This window comes from Rhodococcus sp. RCBS9, assembly GCF_029457415.1.
Taxonomy (GTDB): domain Bacteria; phylum Actinomycetota; class Actinomycetes; order Mycobacteriales; family Mycobacteriaceae; genus Rhodococcus_F; species Rhodococcus_F qingshengii.
On sequence record NZ_CP120422.1, the window covers coordinates 2,921,052 to 2,947,193 of the forward strand.

The following is a 26,142-nucleotide window of genomic DNA, read 5'->3' on the forward strand; positions in this document are numbered from 1 at the left end:
GGGGTGAACCGGTGAGGAAATCGAAAACCGGTTCTGTGTGCGCAATTCGAACGTTCAGGAGCGGCGGGCGATCCACTCTGCAGCGGCGGCATCGATGTCCTGCTTCAGCTTCTCGAAGAACGAGGGTGGCGGGGTGGGGATCAAATCTGCTGCGGTAGTGAGGGATCGACTGAGGGCGATCCGACGCTCGCGTAACTCGTCGTCGGTCAGGAGCGTCAGGTCCGCCATCGCGAGCTCCCTCGATCGGTGTGATTCGTGTTTCGGGCAGACCGTGCGCATCGGGATCGATGCATGATTCGATGCGCACGGCCCAGGCATTCCAGGCTGGGGGCCGGAATGCACAGTCGACTTTACCAAATGATTACTAATGGCTGTAGATGTGGCTCGCCTTCGGTGGTCGTAGAGCACTTTCACAGGGTTCTCCCAGGTCGTAAGTCCTGACAACTGTTGAAGCTGCAACTATCGTCGAGCCCATGAAAAAGATCTGGTGGATCGGCGGAGCAGTAGTTGTGGTCGTACTCGCCCTGCTCGTGGGGCCGTGGGCGTACGGGAAGTTCATCGCTGAAGACGATGCACCGGCGGCCGTGGTGTCCACTGAGGGCGCGGAGGCGGCGTCCGGATCGATCGACGGGCAATGGACCGTCGTCGCCGGGCAGGGGGACAACCAGACGGCAGCTGGGTACACCGTGCACGAGATTCTCAACGGATCGAGTGTGACCGTCGTCGGAACCACCGGCGAGGTGAGCGGAAACGCGGTTGTCGAGGGTGAAAAGCTCACTTCCGGCGAAGTGACGGTGCAGGTGGCAAGCATCAAGACCGACTCGGATCGGCGGGACGGCCAGTTCACGGGCAATGTGATGGATACCAGCACGTATCCGACGGCGACGTTCACGATCGACTCGCCGGTGGACTTGTCTGCTGTACCGACGGACGGAACAACGGCGACGGTCACGGTGTCAGGAACGCTGACGCTCAAGGGTCAGTCCAAGCCGGTGTCGGTCGACATGACCGTGCTGCATTCGGGTGATTCGCTGATCGCATCGGGCTCGATTCCGGTCACCTGGACCGATTTCGGAGTCGAGCCTCCGTCCCTCGGTTTCGTCACCGTCGACGGCAGCGGCTCGGTGGACTTCCTGGTCTCACTCGCCGCGAGCTGAATTACGTCCACCCGATTCGCACTGCTTCGGGGCGGGCAGGGAAGATTAAGGACATGACCTTCCTTTCTTCTTGTCCGCTCCGAAGGCAGTGTGCGATCTCTGCCCGGACGGAATGAACAGGTGATGCCCCGGTGGAGACCGTTCCGGACGGGCGAAGACCCCGATCCACGGTTCACGCTCGCCAATGAGCGGACATATCTGGCTTGGATCCGCACTGCAACGGCCTTCGTCGCGTCGGGCGTCGGACTCGAAGCGTTCGGCGGCGACATTCTCAATCCGACGGTTCGATCCGGCTTGGCCGCGTTGTTGCTCGTCGGCGGTGCTCTGATCGCCATCACTTCCTTTGTCCACTGGATCAGCGCCGAGCGTGCACTGCGAACTGAGCGCTCGTTGCCGGTGCCGCTCATGGCGCCGGTCGTCGGCATCGTGCTGGTGATCTGCGCGACCGTCCTGGTGGTCGAGGTCGTGAACTGATTGACCGCGCTGGAACCGTCGGAAGGTGTCAAGCCTCCGGACAAGGGCTTGCAGTCCGAGCGCACATCGCTCTCGTTCGTGCGTACGAGTCTGTCGATCCTCGGCTTGTCTGCCGCCTGTCTGAGATGGTTGCCGCCGTTCGGGTCGGTGGCCCTGATCGGCCCGTCCGTCGCTGCCGTGCTCGTCGTCGCGGTGACGGTCTACGAACGTCGGTCGCGGCCCAGCCGGTTGGCCCAGTTTTCGGCCGAAAAGGCAACGCCCGCTTTGGGTATGGGAGCAACTCTCGCGGTCGCTCTGCTCCTGCTCAGTGCGACGGGGCTGTGGATTCTGCTGAAGTGACCTCGGCTTTCGGCGCCCAGCCGGGCGGGCCGAACACGTAGCCGGCTCGCTGCCGCCACGATGTCGACGCCTTCCAATCACGAGCAATGGCAGCATATTCGCGCGTTTGGAGCTTCCAGATGTTGTACGTTCCGACCGGCGTCGTGAGTCCGTAGGTGGGCCGGTGGGTTTCGGCTGCGAAGGTTCCGAACATCCGGTCCCAGATGATGAGGATTCCGGCGTAGTTGCGGTCGAGGTACTCGGCGTCGGAGCCGTGGTGGACGCGATGGTGTGACGGCGTGTTGAAGATGAATTCGATGGGCCGCCAGAGTTTTCCGACACGTTCGGTGTGGACGAAGAACTGGTAGACGAGGCTGACGGAGAAGCCGACGAACACCATCCACGGCGGGATCCCGAGGAACGGCAACGGCAACCACATGATGATCTCACCGCTGTTGTTCCACTTCTGCCGCAGTGCGGTGCTGAAATTGAAGTACTCGCTCGAATGGTGAGCCTGGTGTGTGGCCCAGATGACTCGAACTCGGTGTGCGATGCGGTGATACGCGTAATAGAGGACGTCGATTCCGAGCAGCAGGATCACCCAGGTGTACCAGGCAGTCGGCGAGAGGTGCCACGGAGCGAGATACACCCAGATTGCGGAATAGCCGATCAGCGCCAGCACTTTCCAGAAGGTGCTCGTTGCGATCGACACGAGTCCGAGTAGAACGCTGGTTCTGGCGTCGACGCTTCGGTAGCCGCCCTGTGCCGGCCGTGCGCGTCCGTCGGCGTCGTCGGGATGATCTTCGAGCGCACGGGCCGCGAACCATTCGATTGCGAGGAAGATGACAAACGCGGGGATTGCGAGCGTAACGGGATCATGAAGCGGTTCGAGCAGTGACTTCCATGATTCGAGAAGGGTTTCCCACACGCGATTTGTCCTGTTCTCCAGCTCTGATCGTTACATCATGCATCAAAATGTAACGTCAGGGAACCCTTTGCGGCGAAGAACTCGCAGGTTTGTTGCGACTATTCATAGAACGATGGTAGGAATTGCCGGTGCATATCACCGCGAAGGTGGACTACGCCGTGCGGACTCTGGTCGAGCTCGCGGCAGTTGGTCCTGACCCGGCCAAGGCCGAGTTTCTCGCCAAATCCCAGGTAATACCCCACAAGTTCCTGGAAGCGGTGCTCTCGGACCTGCGGCGCGGCGGCTTGGTCAACAGCCGTCGAGGCCCGGACGGGGGATACTGGCTCGCTCGGTCCGCGGACGAGATCACGATTGCCGACGTCATACGAGCTGTCGAAGGACCGCTGGCTTCGATTCGGGGTCAGCGACCGGAAGACGTCGACTACGGGGGACCGGCAACGCCCCTCAAGGAGGTGTGGATTGCAGTGCGAGTCAACCTCCGTGCTGTGCTCGAAAATGTCACACTCACCGATGTTGCAGGTGGCGAGTTGCCCGAGTTCATTCACGAACTGACGGCAGATCCCGAGGCGTGGAATCGGCGCTGATACAGCCCGGTTTCAGTGTGCCCGTCGACGCGGAACTGCCATAGGAGCAGTGTTCGCGGTGTTGCCTCCCGCGGATTTTGCGTCGTACATCAGATGATCGGCCGCAACGATTGCTCGGGAGAACTCGTTGTAGTCGAACTCTTCCTGATGTGGGATGAAAGGTAGCGTCGCTGCGCCGACGCTGACCGTGGCCAGGGGGTCGTCGGAGGCGTTCACCACGGCTTTGGGGAGCGTCGCGATTCGTTTGCGAAGTCCGTACGGAGTACCGATCATCACAACGGTGAACTCCTCGCCGCCGGTGCGCGCGGCGTAACCGAAACCGTTCACATGCGCCTGCAGGCGCGTTCCGGTCCGGATGATGACGGCGTCACCGACTTCGTGGCCGAACGTGTCGTTCACCGCCTTGAACTTGTCGATGTCGACGACGGCAACAGCAATGTCGGCACGATTTGCCGACGCGACCGACCAGATGCGCTCCGACATGTCCCACAGTCCTCGTCGGTTCAACAGGCCGGTAAGCGCATCCACTTTGGATCCCGTTGCGCGCGCGAGTAATTGCCGCCAGGTGAACTGAATCGTGGCCGGAATGAAGATCACGGCACACAGGACGACGTCCGTGCGTGCGATCACGCTGGTTGTCGAGTAGTCGCCGTTCGTCAGGCCGAGCACCGTCAGGGCGATGACAAATGTCGTGGCAAAGGCGAGATGGAAGGCCAACCAGCGGTAATCGAGAAAATAGGTGAAGTAGGCGCCGGTGGCGACAAAGAGTGCCGCGCCGAAGAGGGCGGCGTTATGGCTGGTGAAGGTGATGAGAACCGAGGCAGTTCCGAGATCCGCCCACAGTCCGTAGAGCTTGAGCATGCGTGAACCTCTGATTCGGCCGACAAACCAGAGAATCGTAGGGATCAGGTTGACGGCCGCAATGCCGACGAGCCAACTGCGCGCAAACGGTCCGTCCGGGCCCTCTCCGCTGAGGAGAAACAGGAACGCCACGATCGAGAAATTGAGTGAGCAGAACCCGATGGTGAGACGGACGAGACGTAGTACGGAGCCTCGTCCGGACTTCGATCCCCACAGCATCACCGTGGACGAAACCGGCCAGGTGTGCAGGAGCGGGTCCATCAGATTCCTTCGCCGAGCAAATCACGGTTAATTCACCGCAAAGTATGTCAGGCCATGTTGATTCACGCGTCAACTTGGCAGGCGGCGTCAGGCTGCGGAGTTGCTCGCAACTCTCTCCGTCGCGCTGTTCAGGCATTTGCCGTGCGTGAGTGTGAGGTACGCCTCGAGTTTCCGTGCCGTGTGTTCGATCGCACAATATTGCAGACCTCTGCAAAGTTGCAGAGCTCTGCAAGTTCGGTACCGTGTTGGGGTGATCATCGAACAAGGCCTTCGTGACCGCAAGAAGGCAGCAACCCGTGCCGCACTCAGCGGCGCGGCAGCACGGCTCGCTCGTGCGCTGGGGATCGAATGCGTCACCGCTGACGCAATCGCCTCCGAGGCCGGAGTGTCGACGAGGACGTTCCACAACTACTTCTCCAGCAAGGAGGAGGCAGTGCTCGCCAGTTTCGAGGAATCGGTGAACCTGTGGATCGAGGCGCTTGCGTCGCGGCCCGCGGACGAACCTATTCTCGACGTCCTCGAAGAACTTGTGGTCGAAATCGTGAACGACTCAGGTCCGAGTGGGAGTGAGAAGGCAAGTATCTGGCTGCTGTCGGATTCGAGTCCCGCGCTCTACCGGGATGCCGCAGACATGCATCAGCGGATCAACCGTGCAGTCGTTCAGGCATTGGCGGAACGCACCGGTACCGACGCCGAGAAGGACCTGTACCCGACGCTCCTCCTGGGAGCGGTGGGCGGAGCCGCTAAATCGGTGATCGACGTCTGGACTGGCGGAAAGTCGGAGGCTTCCAGTCCGGAAGAGTTGGTTCACGACGCTTTTCGGCAGATTCGTGCCGGGTTGCCCGCGCCGCCGCCTGCCCCTGAGATGTCGCGTCCCTGAGATGTCTCGTCTCTGAGCCCCACACGTAATACCTGTCCACGTACACGCACCGAAACAGCAAGGAGCCCGTCGTGGCCACCTATCTTTATCGGATCGGCAAGTTCGCCTACCGGCGAAAAGGCGCGGTCCTCAGCGTTTGGCTGATAATCCTGGTCCTGATGGGCGTCGGGGCAGCGACTCTGTCCGGCCCCACCAAGGACTCGTTCTCCATTCCGGGAACCCCGGCGCAGCAGGCGCAAGACCTGATGGCGGAGCGTTTTCCCGACGCGCCCAATCCTATGGATTCGTTGAGCGCGCGATACGTAGTGCAAGCTCCGGCAGGCACGACGCTGGCCGATCCGGCGAACGTCAAGGCCATGGACGACATGCTCGCGAGTATTCGTGGCATCGACAAGGTCGCCGACTCTGCCAAGGTGGACCCGGCGACTGCCACTCCGGAACAGGCCGCGAAGGCGTTGGTCAATCCGGTTACCGGCAACGACTCCATGGTTGCGATGTTCAAGGAAAAGGCTGCTGCGGCTGGAACTTCCGAGACGCAGGCCGTGGACGACGCGCGTGCGTTGTCGCCGCTCAGTGCCGACGGCACAGTCGGGTACGTCGAGGTTCCGTTCAGCGGTGACTTCGCCGATCTCGATCAGGCGTTGCGTGATTCGATCAACTCCGCAGCCGATGTCGGTCGGGCCGAGGGACTGAACGTCCAGGTCAGTGGTTCTGCTGCTCAGGAAGCGGAGATGCCCGGTGGTGTCACCGAGCTGATCGGTATCGCCGTTGCCGCTGTCGTTCTGGCCATCACGTTCGGTTCGCTTGTGGCCGCGGGGCTTCCGCTCCTCACCGCGATCATCGGTATCGCTATCGGCAGCCTCGGAATCACGGTTGCCACCGGATTCATGGATCTCAGTTCGATGACTCCGACGCTGGCGATCATGATCGGTCTGGCCGTGGCGATCGACTACTCGCTGTTCATCATGTCCAGGTTCAGGCATGAGCTCACCCTCACTGACAACCGTGCCGAAGCAGCAGGTCGCGCCGTCGGAACTGCCGGTTCCGCAGTGGTATTCGCTGGTTTGACGGTCATCATCGCGCTGGTTGCCTTGCGAGTCGTCGGCATCCCGTTCCTCTCCGATATGGGTGCGGCAGCGGCCTTTACCGTGCTGATCGCGGTTCTGATCGCCTTGACCTTGCTGCCTGCGATCCTGGGTATGTTCGGACGCAAGGCTTTTGCCGGCAAGATTCCCTTCCTCAGCAAGCGCGCTGAGGAGTCCGAAGACGAAGATTCGGGCAAGCCGAAGTTGGCTCTGCGCTTCATCAGTGCCGTCGTCCGTCGTCCGCTCGTGCCGCTGATCGGTGGAGTAGTGCTTCTGGGCGCATTGGCTCTGCCCGCAACGGGATTGAGCCTGGCACTGCCGTCGGAGGCCACCGGTGACCCGGCGACCAGTGCGCGTCAGGCATACGACCTGATCGACGAGGGCTTCGGTGACGGTCGCAACGGACCGCTCATCGCCGTTGTCGACGCCAAGGATGCCAGCGTTCCCGCCGGGGAGGCCTTTGCGGAGGTCGTCTCGACCATCTCGGGCTTCGATGACGTCCAGAACGCACAGGTCGTCGGGGTCAACGAGGCCGGTGACACCGCGCAGGTACTGATCACTCCGAAGAGTGGTCCGACCGACCCCGCCACGATGGATCTGGTGTCCAGCCTTCGTGGAGCCGAAGGCGGACTCAACGATTCGATCGGCGTCAGCTACGGCATCACCGGTCAGACCGCACTCGAAGGCGACGTCTCGGACACGCTGAAGGATGCATTGGTGCCCTACCTGGCCGTCGTCGTCGGCCTTGCATTCATCTTGTTGCTCTTGGTGTTCCGTTCGATCCTGGTTCCGCTGACGGCGACGCTCGGCTTCCTGCTCAGCGTGCTCGCGACCTTCGGTGCGACGGTGGCGATCTTCCAGCACGGTTGGTTGGGCATCATCTCGAACCCGCAACCACTCGTGAGTTTCATGCCGATCTTCCTGATCGGTGTGGTGTTCGGACTCGCGATGGACTACCAGGTGTTCCTCGTGACGCGTATGCGTGAGGAGTACGTCCACGGCGCGAGCGCGAAGGAGGCCGTGACCATCGGCTTCAACCATGGCGCCCGGGTCGTCAGTGCGGCCGCGGTCATCATGATCTCCGTGTTCGGTGCCTTCATCGCGGAACCGAACTCGTTCATCAAGTCGATCGGCTTCGCGCTTGCCGCGGCGGTGTTCTTCGACGCCTTCATCGTGCGCATGGTGATCATCCCGTCCGTCATGGCACTGCTCGGCGACAAGGCGTGGTGGTTGCCGAAGTGGCTGGACAAGATTCTGCCGAACGTCGACATCGAGGGCGAGAAGCTCAGCAAGGCCCTCCGTGAAGAAAAGGAAGCGGAGCTTCAGTCCGCATCTGCTTGATCTCTGCTGTGCGCCTTTATTAACCCCCGCGGTTAATAAAGGCGCACAGCAGTTTTTGTGTATCGAAATATCCAGCGGCACATGTCGGCCAGGATTGGTAACCTTCGCTCACTATGCTGATCAGGCTGCTGCGCACTTATCTGACGCCGTACCGGGGTGAACTCACGGGCGTTGTCGTCCTGCAGTTTATTTCGACTATGGCGGCCCTTTACCTTCCGAGTCTCAACGCCGACATCATCGACAACGGCGTGACGAAAGGCGACACCGGCTACATCCTCTCCACCGGCGGGATGATGCTGATGGTCACGCTCACGCAGATCCTGTGCTCGGTGGGTGCCGTCTTCTTCGGTGCGCGAGTCGCCATGGGCGTCGGACGCGATCTCCGGGCTTCGGTGCTGCATCAGGTCGGGACGTTTTCGGCCCGAGAGGTCGGGCACTTCGGTGCGCCTTCGCTGATCACCCGCAACACCAACGACGTCCAGCAAGTGCAGATGATGGTCGTGATGAGTTGCACCATCCTCGTCATGGCGCCGATCATGTGCGTCGGCGGCATCATCATGGCTCTGCGTCAGGACCTGAATCTGTCCTGGATCCTGGGGATCAGCGTCCCGCTTCTCGTAGTCTCGATGGGTTTCCTGATTGCCCGGATGGTCCCCGGATTCAGGGTCATGCAGGGCCGCCTCGACGCCGTCAACCGTGTTCTTCGCGAACAGATCACGGGCATCCGTGTCGTCCGAGCGTTTGTACGGGAACCGTACGAGGTAGAGCGTTTCGGCGATGCCAACCGTGAGCTGACGGAGACTGCACTCGGCGTCGGCCGCCTCATGGCACTGATGTTCCCGCTCGTGATGCTGATCAGCAATGTCACCAGCGTCGCGGTCATCTGGTTCGGTGGCCATCAGATCAACGAGGGCTCGATGCAGATCGGCTCGCTCACCGCGATGCTCAGCTACATCATGCAGATCCTGATGGCCGTCATGATGGCCACTTTCATGGCGGTGATGCTGCCGCGTGCGTCGGTGTGCGCCGAACGTATCTCCGAAGTACTCGACACGGATTCGTCGGTGATCCCGCCCGAGAATCCTGTCCGAGAACTGAAGGACCCGGGAGTCGTCGAACTTCGTGGAGCTCAGTTCCAGTTCCCCGGAGCCGAGGAGCCAGTGTTGCGCGACATCACCTTCCGCGCCGAACCAGGCAAGACGACGGCGATCATCGGCGGCACCGGATCGGGAAAGACCACTCTGCTCAACCTGATTCCGCGGTTGATCGACTCCACCTCCGGATCGGTATCGGTGGGCGGCGTCGACGTCCGCGACATCGACACGGAGCTGCTCTGTTCGGTGATCGGTCTGGTCCCGCAGAAGCCGTATCTGTTCTCCGGCACTGTCGCCACCAATCTCCGCTACGGAAACCCCGAAGCTACCGACGAATGGCTGTGGGAGTGCCTCGAGATCGCCCAAGCTGCCGACTTCGTCCGCGCCATGCCCGAAGGCCTGGACACACCGGTGGCACAAGGCGGTACGACGGTATCGGGCGGTCAGCGTCAGCGACTCGCCATCGCGAGAGCGTTGGTGCGTAAGCCGCAGATCTATCTGTTCGACGATTCCTTCTCGGCACTCGACCTCACTACTGATGCGAGGCTGCGTGCGGCGCTCCGGCCGGTCACGCAAGACGCCTGCATCGTCGTTGTCGCGCAGCGCATTTCCACCATCGTGGAAGCCGATCAGATCATCGTGCTCGACGACGGCGCCATCGTGGGGATCGGCACGCACGACGAACTCGTGGTCAGTTGTCCCACCTACGGCGAAATTGTCGCCTCTCAGCTAGCCGTACAGGACGCATCATGAGCAATCGGCCGACTTCCTCGCCTCCCATCGGCCCGCCCGGCGGCGGTGATCCCACAAAGAAGGCCATGAACTTCGGCCCTTCGCTCAAACGTCTCCTTGGACGCTTGAGCCCCGACAAGCCGATCGTCGTCCTGATCTTCGCTTTGGTGACGGCAAGCGTCGTACTTTCCTCGATCGCTCCGAAGATCCTGGGAAACGCCACCAACCTGATCTTCGACGGCATCGTCAGCAAGCAACTCCAGCCGGGGACGACAAAGGAACAGGCTGTCGAAGGATTGCGCGCTTCGGGGCAGGGTCAGCTCGCCGACATGGTGTCCGGCATGGCAGTTGTGCCTGGTACCGGAATCGATTTCGACGCAGTCGGCAAGGTCTTGATGATCGTGCTGCTGCTGTTCGTCTGCGCGTCGCTGTTCAGTTGGCTGCAGGCGTATCTGCTCAACATCGTGGTCCAGCGAACCGTTCGTCGTCTGCGTGAGGACGTCGAGCAGAAGATTCACCGACTTCCCTTGCGGTACTTCGATACCCATGCACGCGGTGATGTTCTCTCACGCGTGACCAATGACATCGACAACGTCGCGCAGAGCTTGCAGCAGACGCTCAGCCAGTTGGTCATGTCGGTGATGACCGTCCTGGGCATTCTGGTGATGATGCTGTGGATCTCACCGCTGCTCGCCTTGATCGCGGTGGCAACTGTTCCGCTGTCGATCATGGTGACGGCGTTCATCGCGAAGCGTTCACAGAAGCACTTCGTGGCGCAGTGGAAGAGCACCGGCGGAATCAACGCGCAGGTCGAGGAAGCATTCAGCGGCCACGAGTTGGTCAAGGTGTTCGGTCGCCAGCAGGAGGTCGAGGAGCGCTTCCGCAAGCAGAACGAGGATCTGTACGAGTCGAGTTTCAAGGCGCAGTTCATCTCCGGTCTGGTCATGCCGGCCGTGATGTTCCTCGGCAACCTCAACTACGTCGCCATCGCAGTGGTGGGTGGCATGCGCGTCGCATCCGGAACGATGACGCTCGGCGATGTGCAAGCGTTCATCCAGTACTCGCGGCAGTTCACCCAGCCGCTCACGCAGATAGCGTCGATGACCAATCTGCTGCAGTCCGGCGTCGCTTCGGCCGAGCGGGTCTTCGCGCTGCTCGACCAAGACGAGCAGTCGGAGGACCCGAAGAGCGCGAAGTCGCCCACGGTCGACAAGGGTCGCGTCAAGTTCGAGAACGTCACCTTCAGTTACAAGCCGGAACAGCCGCTGATCGAGGACCTGTCCCTGACTGCCGAGCCGGGCCAGATGGTTGCGATCGTCGGACCCACCGGCGCAGGCAAGACCACCCTCGTCAACCTCATCCTGCGGTTCTACGAACTCAATTCGGGCCGAATCACTTTGGACGGCATCGACATCGCCGACATGACGCGAGACGATCTGCGCTCACGGATCGGCATGGTTCTGCAGGACGCATGGCTGTTCGGTGGAACCATCCGCGAGAACATCGCCTACGGCAAGCCTGGTGCCACCGACGAGGAGATTCGTCGTGCGGCCGAGATGAGCTACGTCGACAAGTTCGTGCACTCTCTGCCTGAGGGTTACGACACGGTCATCGACGAGGAAGGCAGCAACGTCAGTGCGGGCGAGAAGCAGCTCATCACTATCGCCCGCGCCTTCATCTCGCAGCCGTCCATCCTGATCCTCGACGAGGCGACCAGTTCGGTGGACACACGCACCGAACTGCTGGTCCAGAGCGCCACCGCGGTTCTGCGCAACGACCGCACCAGCTTTGTCATCGCGCACCGTCTTTCGACAATTCGTGATGCGAACCTGATCGTGGTGATGGAGGAAGGCCGGATCGTGGAGCAGGGGAGCCATGAGGCTCTGCTCGAATCCCGCGGCGCGTATTTCCGTCTGTACAACAGCCAATTCGTGGGCGCGGAGATCTGATGCCTCAGTAGACTGGAGCAGACTTGGTCCGCTGGGTGGACCACATTCTGTGTACTGGAGGCGCTCGGCGATGCATTCGTTGCTGGGGAAAGCGCGCCTGATACTCGATTCCTTCGATGCGGATTCGGGTGCGCTGTCGCTGACCGAACTTGCGAATCGGAGTGGTGTTGCGAAGGCGACGGTGCATCGAATAGCCGGTGAACTGGTGTCTCTTGGTCTACTGGAACGGGTCGGAACCAAGTACAGGTTGGGGTTACGGCTCTTCGAACTGGGGCAGTTGGTTCCTCGTCAACGTATTCTGCGCGAGGTGTCCTTGACGTATGTGCAGGATCTTCACGCGGCGACCCGGGAGACGGTTCACCTCGCGATTCGCGACGGCCTCGATGTTCTGTACATCGACAAGATCTCCGGTCATCACGGGGTGGACCTGCCGTCGCGGGTGGCTGGCCGGCTGCCGATGTATGCCACGGCAACCGGCAAAGCGATACTCGCGTACTCACCGGATTCCGTTTTTCGAGCGGTGACAGGCAACGGATTTGTCGAGTTCACCGATCGGACGGTGAACTCGGAAGACGGGTTACGTAGGCAACTCGACGCTGTTCGTTCGCAGCAGTTGGCGGTCGAGACCGAGGAGGTTCGCCTGGGAACATCGAGTATCGCTGCCCCGATCTTCGGTGGACTTGGTGAAGCAGTTGCCGCGATCGGTGTGTCGAGTCCGCGGTATCGAATGGACACCGAGCGTTTTGCCGAACCGTTGCGCGCGGCGGCCGAAGGGATCAGCCGGAAGGTATCGGTTCTCGAACGCTCGGCATAACCGTTTTATCGACGCACGCAGAGCAGCGCGATCACGCCGAGAACCGAAGCCCCGGTCATGGAGATGGCCACGGCAAGACTGGTGTTGCCGAGAAGGCCGACGACGGGCGCAACCACAGCGGCAGCGCCGAACTGCGCAAATCCGATCAGCGCGGCTGCTGAGCCTGCGGCTTCTCCGTGACGGGACAGTGCAACCGCCGGTGCGTTGGGCATGACAAAACCCGTTGCGCAGAGCATCAGCAGGATGGGGACGGCAAACCCGACGAATCCCCACGAGTCGGTGGCGGCAACAACAACAAATGCAGCGCCGACGGCACTACTGCCCCACATTGCCCAGATCGTGATGGAATTCGGCGACCACCGGCCGAGAAGCACGACGTTGAGCTGGGACGAACCGATCAGAACGACGGCGCCGCCGGCAAAGGCAAATCCGTATGCGGTGGCGCTCAGTCCGAACTGTTCCTGCATCACGTAGGACGACGCGGCGATGTACGACCACAAAACGCCGCGGCCGAGACCGCACACGAGCACCAACACCATGAAGTGGGCATCCTTGCCGAGCGCAATGTAGTTTCGCGCGATGGCGCCGATGCCCTTGCCCGACCGATTCTCGGGTGGAAGTGTTTCCGGCAGCGATACTGCCGCGAGTGCGATCATCGCGATGCCCAGGATGAAGAGAGCGAGAAAGACTCCGCGCCACTGTGTTACGGACATCAGTGCCCCGCCGATGGAGGGGGCCAGGATGGGCGCTACGCCCATGACCAACATCAGCCGCGAAAGTACAACTGCCGCATCGTGTCCGGTGAATAGATCACGAACGATTGCCATCGCGATCACGCCTGTCGCGGCGGCGCCGAAACCTTGAAGGGTTCGCAGCGCAGTGAGGACTTCGATGGACGGAGCAAAGAAGCAGGCCAACGACGCGCCGACGTGAATTACTGTGCCCACGAGCAGGGGACGTCGACGTCCGTAGATGTCGGACAGTGGGCCGATGAGCAACTGGCCTAAAGCCAGACCCAGCAGTGTGCCCGTCAGGGTCAGCTGAACCATCGTGTCCGACGTGCCGAATTCCTGCGTGATCTGTGGCAGCGCAGGAAGATACATGTCGACGGTGAACGGCCCGAGGGCGGTGAGAATTCCGAGAAGCAGTACCAATCGGATCCGTGCACCGCCCGTCGGGGCGATCACCGTTCGTTCAGTTGTGCTGTTGGTCAAGGAAACCCGAAACTACACTGTAGTAGTCGTATGGTCGTTCTTCCTGAAGATGATGCGACGCCTTGTCCATGATGTAGAGATGGCCATGGGGAATCATCCGCGCAAGCATGAGCGGGTAGTCCGGGGTGAGGAATGCGTCGTGCATGCCCCAGGCGAAGAGCGTCGGCGCCTGGATCTGACCGAGTTCAGCTGTGAGATCCTGCCAATCGCCACGAGGTGAGTCCGCCGAGGCAGCCAGGGCCATTTCTTCGGGGTCGAGACTTTGCTCGTATCGCATCTGGAGGGTTTCGGCGGGCAACTTCGATCCGTCGAACCATTCGAGACTGGTGATCAAGGTGCGGAGTTTTTCGAGGGTGGGGCCGGTGCCGCCGTAGTAGACGTCGCGGGCGTTGCGGCCACGACGGCCATCCTCGGGGAGCGGCGCGAGTGGACCGTAGAAGACGGGCATGCTGCCCGTGATCACCAGGGAGCGAACGCGTTCCGGGTACTTTGCCGCAAGATTGAGCGCTATGGTGCCGCCCCACGAGTTGCAGACGAAGTCTGCGCGTTCGATTCCGAGTTCGTCGAGCAGGGCAACCACCTTGGCGGCGTGGAAGTCCCACATTGGGCCGGCGATGGTGCACTTGTCGGACCGACCGTATTGCAGCAGATCAACGAGAATCGCTCGTCGATCCGAGGCGAAGAGCGGTGCCACCGGCCCGAAGTCGGACCACGCAGTGCAGCCGGGGCCGCCTCCGTGCAGGAAAATCGTGGGGTCGCCCTCGCCGAGGTCGTAGTAATGGAATGTGACGCCATCTGCTTTGGCGTACAAGCTCTTCGGTTGATCAGCCATGGCTATACCTGACCTCGAGGTGAGCGGTATGGGAAGTATCGCGGTCCGGCAGGCGAACCCGGTTCGTGGCTGTGAGACTTCCGAATGCCTAGCGTGCTGGCATGAGAACAGAACTCGAGCACGCGCGTGATCGCGCGGAGGCGATGATCGGTACGCGGGAAACGCGAGAGTTGGGAACGGTGCGTCCGGCGGAGTCGGTTGCGTTTGCGGTTGCCACCGCCGAGACGGACCCCCGGTTTCTCGACCCGGAGCACCCGGCATTTGCCGTCCATCCGATGTATCTGCCTTCGCTTTTGCGAGGACCGCAAGGTGGCTCCGATCGAGAGTACCGAGCAGACGGCATGTTCCGTGACGAAGTGCCGGGCACAGACGGTATCGACGTGCGCTTGATGGCCGGCGGGCAGAGTGTGACTTTCTTGCGACCTGCCCCGCTGGGTGAGGCTGTCGTCGTAGGGCGAGTACTCGATACCGTGACGACCAAGGGCCGGGCTCCGGACGAGTTTCTGCTGCTCTCGGTCACCAAGACTTACCGGGGTGCGCAGTCCGGCGCATTCGCCGAGGTCGTCGAGAAGTTCATCGTCCGATGACCGAAACAGTAGTCGTGGGCACGCCGATCGAATCGGTGACCTTGGTCTGCGATCCGGTTCGGATCCTTCGATTCGGGGCGTCGACGCACAATTCGCACCGTATTCACTACGACGCCTCCTATGCGCAGACGGAGGGGTTGTCCGCACCGGTGGTCATGGCCCAGTTGCAGGGCACGCTGTTCTTTCGTGCCGCGTCACACTTTGCCGGTGGATACGAAGGAGTTGTGTCCGTCTCCTGGCAGAATCGTGCGCCCGCGCCCGTCGGAACCACACTCGAGGTGTCGGGTGAAGTGTCCCAAATCAACAGTGACCAACTAACTTTGGCATTGCGGGAGCATTCGGACAATGGCGTGCTGTGTGCCGTCGGAACCGCTGTGGTGGTCCGGGTCTGCTGAGCGAACCGAATCCATTGGCGTAGACCGCAATCTCACCCAAGATCTGTTTCATTCAAACGTTCAGTGTCGAGAGGACTTCACATGACTGGTGTCGAGGCGTCGGAAGCCACGTTCGCGCTGCCCGAGCGGCCACGAGCGGCCGGTCGGCAGGATTGGACGGCATGGCCGGGTTACAACGCAGCCGGCAGCGGATACCGCGGTTACTGGTACCCGGTCACGTGGTCGAACCACATCACCAAAGACCCCAAGAGCTTCACCATCTGTGGTGAAAAGCTGGCGATCATCCGCGACGCAGGCAAGGCATATGCCCTGCACGATCGGTGCCCGCACCGCGGCGTTCCGTTGTCCGAGGGCGATCAGCAGTTCCCGGGAACTGTCAGCTGCCCGTACCACGGCTGGACGTACCGGCTCACTGACGGCAAGCTGGCCGCGGTCATCACCGACGGTCCGGATTCCAAGATCTGCGGCAAGCTGAACGTCCAGACCTATGCGATCGAGGAGCGACTCGGTCTGGTGTGGGTGTACATCCCGATCGCCAACGAGCCGGCGCCGTCCATCGACGACCAGTTGCCGCGTGAGCTGGTGGAGAACAAGGGTATCGTCGGTGGTCGGATTCAGCCCCGAGAAGGCAACTGGCGCTTCGCATGTGAGAACGGTTTCGACGAGGGACATGCGAAGTACCTGCACCGCACCGCATTGTGGCGTCTGTTCAAGCCGATGCCGACGTGGAACATCACGAGCATCGTTCCGGAGGGACGCTGGATCTACCGCGTGCAGGAAGAGGTGTACTGGGAGGCGGAATTCCCGGGCGTGGGAACCTGGACGAACAAGCGGTGGTGGAAGAAGAAGCCGGACGAGACCCAGATTTCGCAGATCGGAAACGTCGGCGCCGGTCTGGACGTCAATCCTGTGATCGCAGCTCAGAACTTCCCCGGTTTTGCTTCACTGTCCATGCCGGGTGTCCTGCGCATCGCGTACCCCAAGTTCATTCACTACGAGTTCTACGTCCCGGTGGACGAAGACAACCACAAGTACGTCGGCCTCATGGTCAACTTCGTCTCCGGCGCAGCAAAATTGGGCTTCTACGCCAAGTACCTCGGCGCGATCCGCTGGCTGTTCCACGGTCAGTTCTCGGGTCAGGATGCGTGGATGGTCGAGGTCACCGACGCACCGCCGGAGAAGCTGTACCGACCGGACGTGTCGCTGACGACGTGGCGAAATCTGGCAGAGGAAGAGTACGCCGAGAAGATCGCCGACGCGGCCAAGCACACCCCCAAGGCGCCGGTCAGGCCCACCCGAGAGCGCCGGACGCCAACGCCCCGCTCGGCCCCTGTCGCCGACGCTCAGATTCCCACCGGCACCAGCGAATAGGAGAGATACATGTTCAAGATTCTGACGGCTGTCGCTATCGGTGCCGCTGTTGCAGTGGCAGTTCCCAAGCTGTGGCAGCTGGCCGGCGAGCGCAGCAATACTCAGGTACATCAGGTCAATCCATGACCACTGCGAGGGCCGATGCTCTCGCAGGCCTAGGCGACGAGCGCCGGGAATGGGTCGAGCGAGCCTACGCCCATGTCGATCGTGCGCGATTGCGGGATCTCGCCACTTCGGTGGTCAACATTCCCAGTCCGACGGGTGACGAAGCACCGCTGGCCCGCCACATCACGGCGGTCCTGGCAGCGTCGGGCATCGAGGCCCACACAATGGATCTCGATGATCGGCAGGCGAACTCGTGGGGAAGGCTCCGCGGTGACGGGTCCGGACCGGACCTGTTGCTGTATGCGCCGATCGACACCGTCACGACCGGCGATCCGGCGGAAGACCTGCCGTGGGTGGGAAATGAGCTGCGAGCGGATCTGACGCCGCACGCCCAGTTCGACGAGAACTACGTGATCGGATTGGGTGCGTCGAACCCCAAAGGCCACGCCGTCTGCATTGTCGCGGCGGCCGAAGCAATTGCCGCAGCCGGTATTCCGCTCCGCGGTGACCTGGTGCTCGGATTCGGCGCCGGTGGTATGCCGACCAATGCCCGCCCCGGTGTCGGAAACCCCCGACGCAACACCGGCCAGGGCGTCGGCTGCTCGTTCCTCCTGGAACAGGGAGTGTGGGCGGACTGCGCGTTGATCGCCAAGCCCGGCTGGACGGTTTCCTGGGAAGAAGTGGGACTGGCCTGGTTCGAGATCACGGTGCACGGTCTGCACACCTACGTCGGCTCGCGCCACCGGTTGCCGTACCGCAACGCGATTACCGCAGCCGGCGAGGTGGTCGCCAAGTTGGAGGAATGGTTCCCGAAGTACTCGGCGGCGCATCAGGACGGTTTGGTTGCGCCTCAGGGGATCGTTGCCAACATCCGCGGCGGGTGGGAGCGAACAGCGTCGTTCACCCCCGAGCAGGTGCGCCTTACCGTTGATCTACGGCTCAGCCCGCGGACGACGCCCACCGCGGCCAAGCGCGAACTCAAAGCCGTCGTTGCGGAGATCGCACAATCGCTGGATCTGCAGATCGACGTCGAACAGGTTCTTGCCATCCCCGGTGAGGGTTCCGACCCTCGAATGTGGTTGCGCCGCGCCGCAGTCCACGCGTGGGAAGCTGCCGAAGGAGAGCCGCATCAGGACTTCTTCGACGCGAGTGGAGCCACCGACGCAAACATCCTGCGCAGCCGCGGCATCCCGACGATTCGGGTGGGTATGCCCAAGGTGGTCGACGCACCGTTCGAGGTGGACTTCGCGATGGGGATGAACACTGTGGACCTGGCTGCGGCGGAGAGATTTACGAAGTATCTGATCCGAGTGGCCCTCGACACCGTCACCCGCTCGCTCGAGGAAGTAGGAATCGACTGATGGCGAAGATAGTTCTGGGTATCGGTGCCTCCCACAGCACCTTGATGAACACCCATTGGGAAGAGACGACGCACAAGGCGGAGGCCGAACGCTTCCGGGACGCGCTGTATCTGAGCCGGGAGAAGATCGCGGCGTCGAAACCCGATGTTGTCTTGATTCTCGGCTCCAACCACTTTCGCGGTTTCTGGCTGGATCTGATTCCGGCGTTCACTCTCGGCGTCGGAGAGTGCATTTCCAGTGGCGAGTCAGGAACACCCAAGGGGCCGCAACGGGTCGACGTGGAGTTCGCCAGGCACCTTGCAAACGAGCTGATCGAAGGTGGCCGGTTCGATCTTGCCTACTCGGCGCGATTGCAGATCGATCATGGTCAGTCTCACGCGATTCAGTACCTTCTCGACGGAATCGATGTTCCGATAGTTCCGTTGGTGGTCAACGTATTCGCGCCGCCCCTCCCGACGTTCAAGCGATGTGAGGAAGTGGCGAAGGCCCTGCGGGATGCCGTTGCGTCGTATCCGGCGGATACCCGGGTCGTGGTGATCGCGTCCGGTGGATTGTCTCATCGTCTGCCCTGGCCGGACTGGCGGGATCCGCACGGTGAGGACGAGGATTTCATGGTTCAAGCCTGGCTGGACGGCCGGGAGAACTGGTCCGACTACGACGTCCGGCGACGCCAGATCATCCGCGCAGCCGATGCCGCGATCACTCCGGAGTTCGATGACCGAATTCTTGATCTGTTTGCCAGCGGCAAGGCAAGTGAGCTTGCCGAGTTCACGACGCAGCAGATCGAAGACGAGGCGGGCAACGGTGCGCAGGAGTTGCGGACCTGGCTCATGATGGCCGCGATGCTCGACTACGTTCCGGGTGAACGCCTTGCCTACGAAGCGATTCCCGAGTGGCTCACCGGTATGGGTGTCACGATTCTCGATCCAGCTGGAACAGACAGCGCAACAACATAATCTGCACCTTCAGTAAAGGAAGTTTCTCTGATGACAATCTGGAACGAACTTGCCGGGCTCGATTTCGAGTTGACGACCGTCGACGCCGGCGGTGTGCCCACGCGCTCTCTGCAGGCAGGATCCGGTGACGAGGCCGTGATCTTCCTGCACGGCACCAGCGGACACCTCGAGGCATTTGCACGCAATATTGCACCGCACGCCGAGTCTTACCGGGTTCACGCGATCGACATGCTCGGCCATGGTTACACCGGCAAGCCTGACTACCCGTACGAGATTCCGCGCTACGTCGAGCATTTGGTGAACTACCTCGACGCGGTCGGACTGGACCGTGTGCACTTGGTGGGTGAAAGCCTCGGTGGTTGGGTCGCTGCCTACCTGGCCAGCGAGCAGCCCGAACGTGTTCTGTCGCTGCAGTTGCTGGCAGCAGGCGGAACAGTCGCGAACCCGGTAGTCATGGAGCGCATCAAGACGTCGACCGCGAAGGCCGTCCAGAGTGACGACATCGAATTGACCCGCGCACGTATGCAGTTGCTCATGCATGATCCCGCCGATGCAACCGAGGAATTGGTTCAGGCTCGTCACCGGATCTACCATCAGCCTGACTTTGTCGCCAACATCCACAACCTCCTTTCCTTGCAGGAGATGGAGGTTCGCCAGCGGAACCTGCTGCGCCCGGATCGAATGGCACTCATCAAGGCGCCGACTCTTGTGGTCTGGGGTCAGGAAAATCCGTTCGGTGATGTTCCGGAAGCGAAGAAGATGGCCGAGGATATTCCGGGCGCTCAGCTCGAACTCTACTCGGAGTGCGGTCACTGGCCGCAGCACGAGCAGGCAGCGAAGTACAACCCGCTGAGCCTCGAGTTCTTGGCAAAGGCATCAGCCAGCGCGAAGGCAGCTATCTGAGAAGTTCCTGCCAAATATGCTGCTGCGTAATGGAGCCGGTCTCTCGATTGGGAGGCCGGCTTCCGCGTTTTCGAAGGTACAGTCATCGTCTTACAGCGAAGGAGTTCTCGTGAAGAAAGTACTTCTGCTGACGGCCGACGCCGACAACGGACTCGGTACCGCAATCCGTGACGCCGTCAGGGGTGAGGCGGAGGTAGTTCGATTACCTGAGCGCACCACGGGGGCGCTCCGTGCGGAGTTGCCGACATGCGACGTCGTGGTGGGGGACTGGAGTGGTGATCTGCCACTGGGCAAGGAGGAAGCAGAGCTCGGCCGGAATGTGCTCCTCGTCCAACAGCCTGGTGCCGGAACCAATTTCATCGATGCCGAAGCCTGGCGCGCCGCCGGAGTTCCGGTGGCGAATACTCCCGGTGCAAACGCGAACTCGGTTGCGGAGTGGGCCGTGCTCGCGGCAGGTGTGTTGTGCCGCTCCATGTTCTGGGCGCACAACGAGGTTACCGATGGTCGATGGCCACAGGAATCCATCCTGACGCGCGATTGCCGCGATCTGGCGCAGCGCCGGGTCGGCGTCGTAGGTGTTGGTTCGATCGGCCGCCGGTGTGCAGAATTGTTTGCCGCCTTCGGTTGCGACGTCTACGTCACTGCGCGTTCGAGACCGCGTGACACTGTGGCTGCGACGTTTGTGTCACTCGACGAGTTACTGCCTCTCGCGGATGTCCTGGTGCTGGCCGTCCCGCTTACGGAATCAACTCGGGGACTGATCAATTCCCATCGAGTTGCGCAGTTGCCCACCGGAGCGATCGTGGTCAATGTGGCGCGCGGCGCTGTCGTCGACGACGCGGCATTGGCGCGTGCCTTGCGTTCCAGGCATGTCGGCGGCGCTGCGCTCGATGTGTTCGACGTTGAACCACTACCGATTTCGAGCCCGCTCCGTGGATTCGATTCGACCCTCCTGAGCCCGCACGTCGCCGGCGGCAGCGCCGGAGCGCGTGCGTCGATCTATTCGATGACGGCGCAGAATGTCGCCAGTGCGCTGCGCTCGCAGACAATTCGGTGGACATTGTGATTCGGTGGACATTGTGATCGAGGGCCGTGTTACCGAAGTATTTCGGTCCGGACGTTCCTCCAGGTGCAGTGTTTCGCCGAGGTAAGTTCCTGTCCCCGGTCCGCACGGTGGACCCGGTTGGTTCTCGGGTGTAGGTACACACAGCTAGGTTTGCTCTCCACGACCCGCAACTGCGGCACAGATCACAAACAAAGGTGTGAGTAGATGGCCTCGCTGTCAAAGTTTGGAAGGACTGCTCTTGTTTCGGCTGCGCTGCTGCTGACCGTTGCAACCGGCGCATGCAGCCGCCCGGCGACGCAAAGCACAGCTGATTCTGCCGGAAGTGGACCACTGCGTATCGCAGTCGGAATCGATGCTTCCTACGCTCCGTTCTTCGTAGCGGATCAGGAAGGCATGTTCGACGCTGCCGGTTTGGACGTCGAACTCGTCCAGTTCGGTCGTGGTGGCGAGGCCGTCGACGCACTCTCGACCGGGCAGGTCCAGATCGCCGGTAGCTCCGATACGACAACGATCGCCCAGTTGCGTCAGAATCCGTCGTTGCGCGCGATGTACTCGTACGAGGCGTCGGGTGACTACATCAAGGTCGTGCTGCGTAACGGTGTCGACTCACCGGCTGCGATCAAGAAGATGGGCATCGTCCCGGGTCTCAGCCAGATTTCGACGGACAAGTACCTCGCTGCCAACTCCATTGCCCCCGGTTCGGTCGAGATGATCTCGGCGACCCCGACGGACATGCCCGCACTGCTCAGTCGCGGCGACATCGACGGGTTTGTCCTGTGGGAGCCGTGGCCGGCCACCGCCCTGGATCAGGGAACCGGCCACGTGGTGGCAGTAACCGGAGACTACGGCTGGTTCTATCATCATTGGGCGATCACGACGGCTCCGTGGTTGTCGGCCAACGAAGAGACAGCGCGAACCGTCGCGAAGGTGCTCGACGAGGCAACGCGCAAGGTCGAGTCGGATCCGGGCGTGGCAGCGTCCGCGACCAAGGCGGCTGTGAACGTCAGCGAGGATCAGACTATTGCCGCGGTGGACGAGATCGACTTCGCCGTGGTGAATCTCGAAGCTGCGGATGTCGAGTCGGCTCAGTCGATCGTAGATTTCTACAAGTCGATCGGTGTTCTCAGCGACCAGCCGGATCTCGAATCGGCAATGCTTCTGGATTGGTACAAGGATGGTGCACAGTGAGTATCGCAACAAGTGGTTCAACGACCAGCTCGACGAATAGCGCGGGGACAGCCGGCCCCGGCAAGAAGAACACCGGTGTTGCCATCGACGTGGTCGACCTCGGAATCAGCTTCGGCGCGGCGGAGATCGTCGCCGGAATCGACATGCACGTGCAGCCAGGTGAATTCGTCTGTCTGCTCGGTCCGAGTGGCTGCGGCAAGTCGACGCTGCTGTCGTCCATGGCCGGCTTCGTGGAACCCAGCGCCGGCGAGATCGTGTGCGACGGAGATGTCGTCGCCGGCAGTAACCGCCACGCCGGCATGGTGTTTCAGAGCTCCGAAGCGTTGTTCGAATGGATGACCGTGAGCCAGAACGTGGCCTACGGCCCCAGGATGCGTGGAGCGAACCGCAGCGAGCAGGCGAGTATCGCGGCCGAGTACCTCGCGATGGTCGGCTTGCCCCACGCGGGTGCGAAGTTCCCCTCGCAGCTGTCCGGCGGTATGCGGCAACGTGTTCAGATCGCACGAGTTCTTGCCAACCAGCCGTCGTTGGTTCTCATGGACGAGCCGTTCGGTGCGTTGGACGCTCAGACTCGTCAGGTTCTGCAGACCGAACTCGACCGTATCTGGCGGCACACCCGCTGCACCGTGGTATTCGTGACTCACGATATCGACGAGGCACTGACGTTGGCTGACCGTGTGATCGTGATGTCGGCCGGCCCGCGGGCCCGGATCAAGAGCGTCTACGAGGTCAATGCGGCTCGTCCGCGAGACCGCAACGATCCCGAGGTGATCGAGCTCTACGAGAAGCTGCGGGACGACATTCGGGCAGAAGTGGTTGCGTCGCTGCGGAACCAAGGCATTGAGGAGGACGAGCTGTGACGGCTGTAGTGACCGGTGGTTCAGCCGGTGTGAGAACAGCGAAGGTGGCGGAGACAAAAAAGCGTTCGTCGGCGCGGCGATCCAAGATTGTCAAAGCGACGCTGATGTATGCAGCCTCAGCGGCAATCGGTTTGGGCATCTGGTCGTTCCTGGCGTGGTGGTACGGGCCGACCACCATTGCATCACCGGCCGAAGTATGGTCGGCGGCACAGGAACTGTGGGAGAGCGGCGTTCTGTGGTCGTCGATCACCGCATCGGGTCAGCGAATTCTCATCGGCTGGTTCCTGGGGGTCGTGATCGGTGCTCCCGTCGGAATTCTGATGGGCCGCATTTCCATCGTGCGACAGCTCCTCGATCCGTACATCGAGTTCTTCCGGTTCATTCCGCCTATTGCGTTTGTCACTCTCGCCGTCGTCTGGTTCGGCATCGGTGAGACGTCGAAGGTTGTTCTGATCTTCTACACCTCGGTATTCATCGTCACGGTCAGCACGATTGCCGCGACTGTAGCGATCAGCGAGAACAAACTGCAGGCAGCGGCAAATCTTGGTGCCAACAAACTTCAGATCATGAAGACGGTGGTCTTGCCGTCGTCGATCCCCGGCATCGTCACGGGCGCTCGCCTAGCGATGGGCAACAGCTTCCTCACCATCGTGTCGGCGGAGATCGTCGCCGCCGACCAGGGTATCGGTTCGATGATCTGGCAGGCTCGAAACTACGGCCGGATCGACTGGACGTTCGTCGGCATCATCGTCCTGGGCATCATGGGCTTCATCTTCGACCGGATTCTCCGCATTCTGTCCTCGCGGTACCTCGCCCGTTACGGCGTCAAATAGTCAGGAGCGCAGCATGAATCACCCGCTGAGCATTGCCGAGCAGGCCGGAATTCCGGGACCGCCCGAGTTCACCGATATCGAGAGTGAGCGGCGTCGTCGCAAGACCGCTGTCATCGGCGGGTATCGGATTTTGTCGAAATTCGGTTTGGACGAGGGAATCTCGGGACATATCACCGCCCGAGACCCAGAAGATCCGGAGACTTTCTGGACTGCGCCGTTCGGGCGGCACTTCTCCCAGGTTCAGCCGGAGGAATTGCTGCATGTGGCGTCGGACGGCGCCGTCATTTCCGGAGACGGACCGCTCAACCGAGCAGCGTTTGTCATCCACAGCAAGGTTCACGAGGCTCGTCCCGACGTCATCGGAGCTGTTCACGCTCACGGTTTGAACGGTAAGGCGTTCTCCTCGCTGCACACCCGCCTAACGCCGATCACTCAGGACGCGTGCGCCTTTCACGAGGATCACTCGATCTACGAGGAGTATCACGGGGTGGCGCTGGACGAAGAGGAGGGGATTCGCATCGCGGATGCCCTCGGATCGAACAAGGCCGTGATCCTCACCAACCACGGTCATCTGACCGTCGGAACTTCCGTGGAGAGCGCAGTGTGGTGGTATGTGTCGATGGAGCGGTCGATGCAGGCGGAGTTGACGGCGCGAGCCGCCGGTGATCCGGTTGTCCTGCACGAGAAGATCGCGGCGCAGACCTACGAAGCAGTCGGCACCGAGAAGGTGGGGTGGTTTGCGTACTCGACCATCATCCAGAAGATCGCAGCAGACGAACCCGAGGTATTCGCGCACTGAATTCTTCGCGCACTGAATTCTTCGCGCACTGAATTCTTCGCGCACTGAATTCCTGCGAGCATTGGGCCCGTCGACCGAGAGGTCGGCGGGCCCTTTTTCGTGCTGTCCCGCAACTGTTACCGAGGTCTGTTGAGCGGACCGGTTTCATTTGCGTGAGTCCGTCGGCGCAATACCGTATCGAGTGTGAACAAAACGTCTTCCACGGCGACCGACAACGAGATCGGCGTCGATATTCTGATCATTGGTGCCGGCCCCGCCGGGCTGTACGGCGCGTACTACGCAGGCTTCCGCGGCCTCTCGGTTGCCGTGATCGATGCCCTTGCGGAACCGGGGGGACAGGTCAGTGCGATGTACCCGGAGAAGGCGATCCTCGACATCGCGGGATTCCCTTCGGTCAAGGGACGCAACCTCATCGAGGGTTTGATGGCGCAGGCTGCCCCGTTCGATCCGGTGTACCTTCTGGGCATGCAGGCTCGTGAGCTGTCGCATGACGACGACGGCCGGGTGCGGATCACCACCAGCACGGGCCAGGTCGTGGTGGCCGGCGCGGTTGTCATCACCGGCGGCATCGGAACCTTCACCCCGCGTCCGTTGGCGAAGGGTTCGGAGTTCATGGATCGGGGGCTGAGTTACTTCGTCCCGGATTTGTCGGCGCACACCGGGAAAGACGTTGTCATCGTCGGTGGCGGCGACAGCGCGTTCGACTGGGCCGTTCACCTGGAACCGATTGCCAAGTCCGTCACCCTGGTTCACCGGCGAGATCGTTTCCGCGCGCACAAATCCACAGTCGCCAAGGTGCAGGAAAGCAGTGTCCAGGTTCTCGTCAACGCCGATGTCTCGGCGGTACGTGGAAACGGGTGGATCGGCGAGGTCGACATCACCCACAAACAAGACAAGAGCACGTCCACGCTGCCCGCTCAATCCGTCATCGCTGCATTGGGATTCACGGCCGACCTCGGTCCGATGATGGAGTGGGGAATCGAGATCGACAATCGCCACATCGCGGTGAACACACGGATGGAGACGAATGTTCCGCGTGTGTATGCCGCCGGGGACATCACGGACTATCCCGGCAAGGTCCGCTTGATCGCCGTCGGTTTCGGCGAGGCCGCGACTGCGGTGAACAACGCTGCGGCAGTGCTGGATCCGGAAGCAGAAATCTTCCCTGGACACTCCACCGAACAGGAGAGCTAG

26 protein-coding genes are annotated in these 26,142 nt (G+C 61.5%); 21 read left to right on the forward strand and 5 right to left on the reverse strand.

Annotation, left to right across the window (positions count from 1 at the left end; genetic code table 11):
• Nucleotides 1-54 precede the first annotated feature (54 nt).
• Nucleotides 55-228, reverse strand: a complete 174-nt coding sequence (locus P0M12_RS13815; protein ID WP_003943953.1) for a hypothetical protein — start codon at nucleotides 226-228, stop codon at nucleotides 55-57.
• Between the two features lie 245 nt (nucleotides 229-473).
• Here P0M12_RS13815 and P0M12_RS13820 point away from each other — a divergent pair, with 245 nt between their 5' ends.
• The 3 genes from P0M12_RS13820 to P0M12_RS13830 all read left to right on the forward strand — a co-directional run bounded on the left by P0M12_RS13820 (nucleotide 474) and on the right by P0M12_RS13830 (nucleotide 1,970).
• Complete coding sequence (locus P0M12_RS13820) at nucleotides 474-1,157, forward strand: YceI family protein (RefSeq protein WP_003943876.1); 684 nt, start codon at nucleotides 474-476, stop codon at nucleotides 1,155-1,157.
• Nucleotides 1,158-1,280: 123 nt separating this feature from the next.
• Nucleotides 1,281-1,631 carry a DUF202 domain-containing protein gene (locus tag P0M12_RS13825; RefSeq protein WP_003943804.1) on the forward strand — a complete coding sequence of 117 codons (351 nt, stop codon included), beginning with the start codon at nucleotides 1,281-1,283 and terminating at the stop codon, nucleotides 1,629-1,631.
• The gene (locus P0M12_RS13830) at nucleotides 1,632-1,970 is read left to right on the forward strand and encodes a DUF202 domain-containing protein (RefSeq protein ID WP_064112067.1); all 339 of its coding nucleotides are present in this window, start codon (nucleotides 1,632-1,634) and stop codon (nucleotides 1,968-1,970) included.
• On the opposite strand, the gene P0M12_RS13835 is transcribed toward P0M12_RS13830, so the two are convergent.
• Nucleotides 1,936-2,877 (reverse strand): sterol desaturase family protein, encoded by a 942-nt coding sequence (locus P0M12_RS13835; RefSeq protein ID WP_003943902.1) that lies wholly within the window; start codon nucleotides 2,875-2,877, stop codon nucleotides 1,936-1,938. The genes P0M12_RS13830 and P0M12_RS13835 overlap by 35 nt on opposite strands.
• A 128-nt stretch (nucleotides 2,878-3,005) precedes the next feature.
• Between P0M12_RS13835 and P0M12_RS13840 the strand changes: the two genes are divergently transcribed.
• A complete protein-coding gene (locus P0M12_RS13840; RefSeq protein ID WP_003943908.1) occupies nucleotides 3,006-3,461 on the forward strand; it encodes an Rrf2 family transcriptional regulator in 456 nt (151 codons plus the stop codon).
• A 12-nt stretch (nucleotides 3,462-3,473) separates the two neighbouring features.
• Here the strand turns inward: P0M12_RS13840 and P0M12_RS13845 are convergent, their stop codons facing one another.
• Nucleotides 3,474-4,583, reverse strand: coding sequence for a GGDEF domain-containing protein (locus tag P0M12_RS13845; RefSeq protein ID WP_020968182.1), 1,110 nt, complete (start codon nucleotides 4,581-4,583; stop codon nucleotides 3,474-3,476).
• A gap of 250 nt (nucleotides 4,584-4,833) precedes the next feature.
• Between P0M12_RS13845 and P0M12_RS13850 the strand changes: the two genes are divergently transcribed.
• The 5 genes from P0M12_RS13850 (at nucleotide 4,834) to P0M12_RS13870 (ending at nucleotide 12,478) form a co-directional block, all read left to right on the forward strand.
• Nucleotides 4,834-5,463, forward strand: coding sequence for a TetR/AcrR family transcriptional regulator (locus tag P0M12_RS13850; protein ID WP_007731646.1), 630 nt, complete (start codon nucleotides 4,834-4,836; stop codon nucleotides 5,461-5,463).
• 71 nt (nucleotides 5,464-5,534) lie between these two features.
• Nucleotides 5,535-7,889, forward strand: a complete 2,355-nt coding sequence (locus tag P0M12_RS13855; RefSeq protein WP_042447716.1) for an MMPL family transporter — start codon at nucleotides 5,535-5,537, stop codon at nucleotides 7,887-7,889.
• A gap of 113 nt (nucleotides 7,890-8,002) precedes the next feature.
• Nucleotides 8,003-9,736 (forward strand): ABC transporter ATP-binding protein, encoded by a 1,734-nt coding sequence (locus tag P0M12_RS13860; RefSeq protein WP_003943950.1) that lies wholly within the window; start codon nucleotides 8,003-8,005, stop codon nucleotides 9,734-9,736.
• Nucleotides 9,733-11,664, forward strand: a complete 1,932-nt coding sequence (locus P0M12_RS13865; protein ID WP_007731644.1) for an ABC transporter ATP-binding protein — start codon at nucleotides 9,733-9,735, stop codon at nucleotides 11,662-11,664. Before P0M12_RS13860 ends, P0M12_RS13865 begins: the two co-directional genes overlap by 4 nt.
• Nucleotides 11,665-11,734: 70 nt before the next feature.
• On the forward strand, nucleotides 11,735-12,478 hold the full coding sequence (locus P0M12_RS13870) for an IclR family transcriptional regulator (protein WP_007731643.1): 744 nt from the start codon (nucleotides 11,735-11,737) through the stop codon (nucleotides 12,476-12,478).
• 5 nt (nucleotides 12,479-12,483) lie between these two features.
• On the opposite strand, the gene P0M12_RS13875 is transcribed toward P0M12_RS13870, so the two are convergent.
• Entirely contained in the window at nucleotides 12,484-13,665 is a 1,182-nt protein-coding gene (locus P0M12_RS13875; protein ID WP_007731642.1) for a multidrug effflux MFS transporter, read from the reverse strand.
• A gap of 7 nt (nucleotides 13,666-13,672) precedes the next feature.
• Nucleotides 13,673-14,524 (reverse strand): alpha/beta hydrolase, encoded by an 852-nt coding sequence (locus tag P0M12_RS13880; RefSeq protein WP_007731641.1) that lies wholly within the window; start codon nucleotides 14,522-14,524, stop codon nucleotides 13,673-13,675.
• 101 nt (nucleotides 14,525-14,625) lie between these two features.
• Here P0M12_RS13880 and P0M12_RS13885 point away from each other — a divergent pair, with 101 nt between their 5' ends.
• From P0M12_RS13885 to P0M12_RS13940, 12 genes are all read left to right on the forward strand, one after another.
• Complete coding sequence (locus P0M12_RS13885) at nucleotides 14,626-15,111, forward strand: MaoC family dehydratase N-terminal domain-containing protein (RefSeq protein WP_007731639.1); 486 nt, start codon at nucleotides 14,626-14,628, stop codon at nucleotides 15,109-15,111.
• The gene (locus tag P0M12_RS13890; protein ID WP_007731636.1) at nucleotides 15,108-15,506 is read left to right on the forward strand and encodes a hypothetical protein; all 399 of its coding nucleotides are present in this window, start codon (nucleotides 15,108-15,110) and stop codon (nucleotides 15,504-15,506) included. The genes P0M12_RS13885 and P0M12_RS13890 overlap by 4 nt, the downstream gene beginning before the upstream one ends.
• Before the next feature lie 81 nt (nucleotides 15,507-15,587).
• Nucleotides 15,588-16,877, forward strand: coding sequence for an aromatic ring-hydroxylating dioxygenase subunit alpha (locus P0M12_RS13895; RefSeq protein WP_007731634.1), 1,290 nt, complete (start codon nucleotides 15,588-15,590; stop codon nucleotides 16,875-16,877).
• 122 nt (nucleotides 16,878-16,999) lie between these two features.
• A complete protein-coding gene (locus P0M12_RS13900; protein WP_007731632.1) occupies nucleotides 17,000-18,343 on the forward strand; it encodes a peptidase dimerization domain-containing protein in 1,344 nt (447 codons plus the stop codon).
• Nucleotides 18,343-19,299 (forward strand): 3-(2,3-dihydroxyphenyl)propionate dioxygenase, encoded by a 957-nt coding sequence (locus tag P0M12_RS13905; protein WP_007731630.1) that lies wholly within the window; start codon nucleotides 18,343-18,345, stop codon nucleotides 19,297-19,299. The genes P0M12_RS13900 and P0M12_RS13905 overlap by 1 nt, the downstream gene beginning before the upstream one ends.
• Nucleotides 19,300-19,329: 30 nt before the next feature.
• Nucleotides 19,330-20,202 (forward strand): alpha/beta hydrolase, encoded by an 873-nt coding sequence (locus tag P0M12_RS13910; RefSeq protein WP_019746500.1) that lies wholly within the window; start codon nucleotides 19,330-19,332, stop codon nucleotides 20,200-20,202.
• 109 nt (nucleotides 20,203-20,311) lie between these two features.
• Complete coding sequence (locus P0M12_RS13915; RefSeq protein WP_019746501.1) at nucleotides 20,312-21,268, forward strand: NAD(P)-dependent oxidoreductase; 957 nt, start codon at nucleotides 20,312-20,314, stop codon at nucleotides 21,266-21,268.
• A 204-nt stretch (nucleotides 21,269-21,472) separates the two neighbouring features.
• The gene (locus tag P0M12_RS13920) at nucleotides 21,473-22,456 is read left to right on the forward strand and encodes an ABC transporter substrate-binding protein (protein ID WP_007731624.1); all 984 of its coding nucleotides are present in this window, start codon (nucleotides 21,473-21,475) and stop codon (nucleotides 22,454-22,456) included.
• Nucleotides 22,453-23,316, forward strand: a complete 864-nt coding sequence (locus P0M12_RS13925; protein ID WP_007731623.1) for an ABC transporter ATP-binding protein — start codon at nucleotides 22,453-22,455, stop codon at nucleotides 23,314-23,316. The genes P0M12_RS13920 and P0M12_RS13925 overlap by 4 nt, the downstream gene beginning before the upstream one ends.
• Nucleotides 23,313-24,149, forward strand: a complete 837-nt coding sequence (locus P0M12_RS13930; RefSeq protein ID WP_019746502.1) for an ABC transporter permease — start codon at nucleotides 23,313-23,315, stop codon at nucleotides 24,147-24,149. The genes P0M12_RS13925 and P0M12_RS13930 overlap by 4 nt, the downstream gene beginning before the upstream one ends.
• A gap of 13 nt (nucleotides 24,150-24,162) precedes the next feature.
• Nucleotides 24,163-24,948: a class II aldolase/adducin family protein gene (locus P0M12_RS13935; RefSeq protein ID WP_054188628.1), complete on the forward strand. Its 786-nt coding sequence runs from the start codon at nucleotides 24,163-24,165 to the stop codon at nucleotides 24,946-24,948.
• A 183-nt stretch (nucleotides 24,949-25,131) separates the two neighbouring features.
• Entirely contained in the window at nucleotides 25,132-26,142 is a 1,011-nt protein-coding gene (locus P0M12_RS13940) for an NAD(P)/FAD-dependent oxidoreductase (RefSeq protein WP_050655582.1), read from the forward strand.

What these genes read in the sequence shown, in the direction of transcription:
- P0M12_RS13885 (WP_007731639.1), top strand. Translation starts at nt 14,626, where the DNA reads ATGAGAACAGAACTCGAGCACGCGCGTGATCGCGCGGAGGCGATGATC.
- P0M12_RS13910 (WP_019746500.1), top strand. Translation starts at nt 19,330, where the DNA reads ATGACAATCTGGAACGAACTTGCCGGGCTCGATTTCGAGTTGACGACC.
- P0M12_RS13860 (WP_003943950.1), top strand. Translation starts at nt 8,003, where the DNA reads ATGCTGATCAGGCTGCTGCGCACTTATCTGACGCCGTACCGGGGTGAA.
- P0M12_RS13890 (WP_007731636.1), top strand. Translation starts at nt 15,108, where the DNA reads ATGACCGAAACAGTAGTCGTGGGCACGCCGATCGAATCGGTGACCTTG.
- P0M12_RS13825 (WP_003943804.1), top strand. Translation starts at nt 1,281, where the DNA reads ATGCCCCGGTGGAGACCGTTCCGGACGGGCGAAGACCCCGATCCACGG.
- P0M12_RS13880 (WP_007731641.1), bottom strand. Translation starts at nt 14,524, where the DNA reads ATGGCTGATCAACCGAAGAGCTTGTACGCCAAAGCAGATGGCGTCACA.
- P0M12_RS13870 (WP_007731643.1), top strand. Translation starts at nt 11,735, where the DNA reads ATGCATTCGTTGCTGGGGAAAGCGCGCCTGATACTCGATTCCTTCGAT.
- P0M12_RS13900 (WP_007731632.1), top strand. Translation starts at nt 17,000, where the DNA reads ATGACCACTGCGAGGGCCGATGCTCTCGCAGGCCTAGGCGACGAGCGC.
- P0M12_RS13845 (WP_020968182.1), bottom strand. Translation starts at nt 4,583, where the DNA reads ATGGACCCGCTCCTGCACACCTGGCCGGTTTCGTCCACGGTGATGCTG.
- P0M12_RS13895 (WP_007731634.1), top strand. Translation starts at nt 15,588, where the DNA reads ATGACTGGTGTCGAGGCGTCGGAAGCCACGTTCGCGCTGCCCGAGCGG.
- P0M12_RS13935 (WP_054188628.1), top strand. Translation starts at nt 24,163, where the DNA reads ATGAATCACCCGCTGAGCATTGCCGAGCAGGCCGGAATTCCGGGACCG.
- P0M12_RS13820 (WP_003943876.1), top strand. Translation starts at nt 474, where the DNA reads ATGAAAAAGATCTGGTGGATCGGCGGAGCAGTAGTTGTGGTCGTACTC.
- P0M12_RS13905 (WP_007731630.1), top strand. Translation starts at nt 18,343, where the DNA reads ATGGCGAAGATAGTTCTGGGTATCGGTGCCTCCCACAGCACCTTGATG.
- P0M12_RS13865 (WP_007731644.1), top strand. Translation starts at nt 9,733, where the DNA reads ATGAGCAATCGGCCGACTTCCTCGCCTCCCATCGGCCCGCCCGGCGGC.
- P0M12_RS13920 (WP_007731624.1), top strand. Translation starts at nt 21,473, where the DNA reads ATGGCCTCGCTGTCAAAGTTTGGAAGGACTGCTCTTGTTTCGGCTGCG.
- P0M12_RS13815 (WP_003943953.1), bottom strand. Translation starts at nt 228, where the DNA reads ATGGCGGACCTGACGCTCCTGACCGACGACGAGTTACGCGAGCGTCGG.